This is a genomic window from Allobosea sp. P1_A7, assembly GCF_056406775.1.
The window spans coordinates 1-3,683 of record NZ_JBFTZN010000404.1; the positions used below are offsets into that span (position 1 = coordinate 1).

Sequence of the window (3,683 nt, forward strand, 5' to 3'; positions counted from 1 at the left end):
GATTGATTATCTTTGATGACGAAGCTCGCGAAGAATCCAAAACTGAGCGCCTGCGCAGAACTCTACGATCTAAATTTCCAGACGCCATGCAAATTCATCCGAATGCGCTGCGTTCCTGATTGTCTTATTCCTTTTGACTTCGATGACATGGAGCCGGCGTCCTTTTGGACGATCGGCGATGGGCGCGTTGCCGCCGCCCGGAACGTCTTCGCGCGGGCAGATGTTTCTGATGGCCTCCTAGTCTACCAGTGGCGCGGCGCTTGTGATCGGCGAAAGCCGCCTTTCGCTTCCGACCAACCAAGTCGTAGGGGTCGGAAGCTAATTGCGCTTTACGCACGCATTGAACTCAGTCGTCGGAGCGTCGCGAGTGCGGACTAAGCTAAGATTGGACTGCCTCCATGCGATCCCCTGGGTACCCGGCCGTACGCGCGATTATGTTCTATCTTCCGACCTTTTCTTGGTTAGGTAAGAATCGTGAAATTTGAAGCCCATGAAAACGCTAAGAATCCCCCGATTGATCGAAATTCAACGACTGATCCTGTCCGGGATATCGTCTTCATCTCCCATGCGACCCCCGAGGACAATGAGTTCGTCAAGTGGCTTGGGGCCCGCCTAATCGGCCTCGGCTACAACGTCTGGGCGGACGTGTTCGAACTTAAAGGCGGGACACCATTCTGGAGGAACATCGAGGAGTCGATCCGCACGCGGGCGCTGAAGGTGATCTATGTCGCATCAACCGCAAGCGTGAATCCGAGCCGGAAAGGTGTCCGTGATGAGTTGGCGGCTGCAGAGGGAGTGGGGAAAAAGCTGAAGGACGCGGAGTTCATCATTCCTGTCCGCGTCGACAAAGTCGATTTCAACGACTTCCCGATCTCCGTCGTGCAATTGAATGCTCTGGACTTTTCCTCTGGATGGGGAGGAATGCTGCCCAAGCTCCTTGAGACCTTGGAGAAGGCCAACGTTCCCACCAACGCGTCGCAAATCGACGATCGTATGGCATTCTGGAGGGCACGGACCGGTCGCGATCCGCCGGCCGTCGAGGTTGGCCCTGAGACGTTGCTCACCAACCTGCTGCCCATTAACGCGCTTCCGCAACAGATCAGCTTCTACGAATTCCATGGTCCCAACACCGCGATCAAACCCAGCTTGGATGGCACCGGCATCCCCTACGCCCAGTTCGCGCGGCTGATCATCGCCTTCGCTGACATGGCTGAGTTACAGTCGAAGATGTCGCCTCAGTTTACTCTGTCGTTGGACAAGCGGATTGACCTGTCCAAGTTTCTTCATGGACCGAAGGGCAGGGAGACAGCACCTGAGTGGCGCGATGCCCGCAACGTCCTCAACAATCTGATGCGTCGCCACGTCGAACAATTCCTCGTCGCCAAGGGGCTCGAAGTGTTTGAACGATCGGGGGGCAGCGCATTCTACTTTCCGCTGGGCCTGATCGAGACCGGCAAGATTTGGTACGTGAAGCCTGATGGCAAGCGGACTTGGAAGGGCATCATCGGGAAGAGCCAGAGGCACAAAGTGAACTGGCACTTGGCCATGATGGTCAACGTCGATCTCGGTCCGCCAAGTTTCGTCCGGTTTAAGCCATATATCTGCTTCTCCGAGAACGGCAGGCTCATCACGGAGGCCAAACGCACGACCGCGCTTCGGCGCCGCATCTGCAAGACCTGGTGGAACAGGCAATGGCGCCAATTGCAGCAGGCCTTCATCGCGTTCTTGGCCAACGATTCTGATGAAATCGTGGTGGCGCTCGATGGTCCCGAGCAGCTAAGGCTCGACGGGAAGCTGCTGCATCTCGAAGGGGTTCGGAGGCTCATCGGCGACATAGAGTTAGATGATCTGCCCGAAGACCCCGAAGAACCGGCTGACGACGACCCGGATGACGACATGGAAATTGGTCCTCTCGGCGATGACGAGGAGGACGCAGCATGAAGCAGTGGCGTGTCGTACATATCGATGAGCCCGAGCTGGGCTTTGCTCATGGCCAGACTGCAGCCCATCCAAAGGACGGACTATTCCTCTATGGACCACCCTCGGTAAACTTGAATCCGAAGCGGATGGAGGTCGGCGTCATCGCCACCGAGGAGGGCCTGCGACTATACCAAGCTTGGGTAAAGAGCATCAACGGAACCATCGCGGCGCCCGATAAGGGCAAGGAGGCCAACAAGTACATGTGGCCTGGCTTCGAGGCCGCGTTCAATGCCTCTTGGCCGGAGCAGCCCTACGGGTATTGCAAGGTCGATGCCGACGAGATCGGTACAGCGATCCGAACCGGCATGCCGCATGAGCGTATATTCAAGGCCGTCGATATTTATGATCGCGCACTGCGCAAACACCTTCGAGAAGAAGAGGCATCGCCGCGGGTTTGGTTCGCGATCGTTCCCGAGGACGTCTACAAATATGGTCGGCCGCTATCGGTCGTACCCAAAGCGGAGCGCATAGATTCGCCGCTGGGCATCAAGAAGGCCGCCGCACTACGCCTGATCAAGGAGCCGTCGATGTTCGACGAGGTCAATGACGAGGCCAAGCCCTTCGAGTACGAGGCCAACTTCCACAACCAGCTGAAGGCCCGTCTCCTCGACACTAAACAGGTCATCCAGGTGGTGCGGGAAACGACGCTAGAGACGTCGCGCGATCCAGATGTCCGGCGCCGCTCATTACAGGACCCAGCATCGGTCGCCTGGAACCTCGGCTCGACGTCATTCTACAAGTCCAGCGGTACGCCATGGCGCCTCGCGAATGTCCGTGAAGGCGTTTGCTACGTCGGCCTGGTGTTCAAGAAACTGCAGGCAAGCAGAGGACTCGACAACGCTTGCTGCGGTGCACAGATGTTCCTGAACACCGGTGAAGGCATCGTCTTCAAGGGCGCCGTCGGGCCTTGGTATTCCGAGAGTAATAAAAGCTTCAAGCTCGATCGAGCCCAGGCAGCCAACCTGATGGGCATGATCGTCGAGGGCTACAAGGAGATGCATAGAGGCTATCCCAAGGAGCTCTTCATCCACGGCAAGATCGAATTCGGGGATGATGAGTGGGAAGGCTTTACTAGCACGGTGCCGGCCGAGACCAATCTGGTCGGGGTGCAGATCAAGCGCCAGCAAGAGATCAAATTGTTCCGGTTCGGTCAGAATCCCGTCCTGCGTGGCACTACTCTTATCGTGAACGACAACAGCGCCTATCTCTGGACCGCTGGTTACACGCCGCGGCTCGAGACCTATCCTGGGCGTGAGGTACCAAACCCGTTGACGGTGAAAATCCGACGTGGCGACGCCAAGATTGAGGTCGTGCTTCAGGACCTGATGGCGTTGACCAAGCTCAACTTCAACAGCGCCGGGTTCTCGGATGGGTTGCCGGTGACGCTGAGGTTCGCGGACCTTGTCGGGGAGATCTTGACGGCTGGACCTGATGGCGGCCGTTCATGGCTGCCGTTCAGGCACTACATCTAATTCTCTCTGCCTACCCACGGCGTCCTGACGAGGGTCTCCTCCTAAGCCGAACGTCCGCAATTGGGCGGTGAGCCAATCTCTTCTCTTGGCGCAAGCTGCGCTCCTCCCCGCGGTTTTCACCACGAGGCGTGAGAGACCCGTCCGCATTTGATAGAATTTTCCAGGATGCGGCATCCCAAGAAGGGGATCTGCCATGGATATCCAGGCGCAGAACCAACTGCCTCGTAATGC

Annotated in this window: 2 protein-coding genes; both read left to right on the forward strand. The window is 57.5% G+C overall.

Annotated elements, in window-relative coordinates:
- Positions 1 to 474 precede the first annotated feature (474 nt).
- Positions 475 to 1,941, forward strand: a complete 1,467-nt coding sequence (locus tag AC1D34_RS35120) for a toll/interleukin-1 receptor domain-containing protein (RefSeq protein ID WP_476826733.1) — start codon at positions 475 to 477, stop codon at positions 1,939 to 1,941.
- A complete protein-coding gene (locus AC1D34_RS35125; protein ID WP_476826734.1) occupies positions 1,938 to 3,452 on the forward strand; it encodes an argonaute/piwi family protein in 1,515 nt (504 codons plus the stop codon). Before AC1D34_RS35120 ends, AC1D34_RS35125 begins: the two co-directional genes overlap by 4 nt.
- Positions 3,453 to 3,683: the final 231 nt, after the last annotated feature.

Excerpts from the sequence above, each read along its gene's own strand:
- AC1D34_RS35125 (WP_476826734.1), top strand. The coding sequence starts at position 1,938 with ATGAAGCAGTGGCGTGTCGTACATATCGATGAGCCCGAGCTGGGCTTT.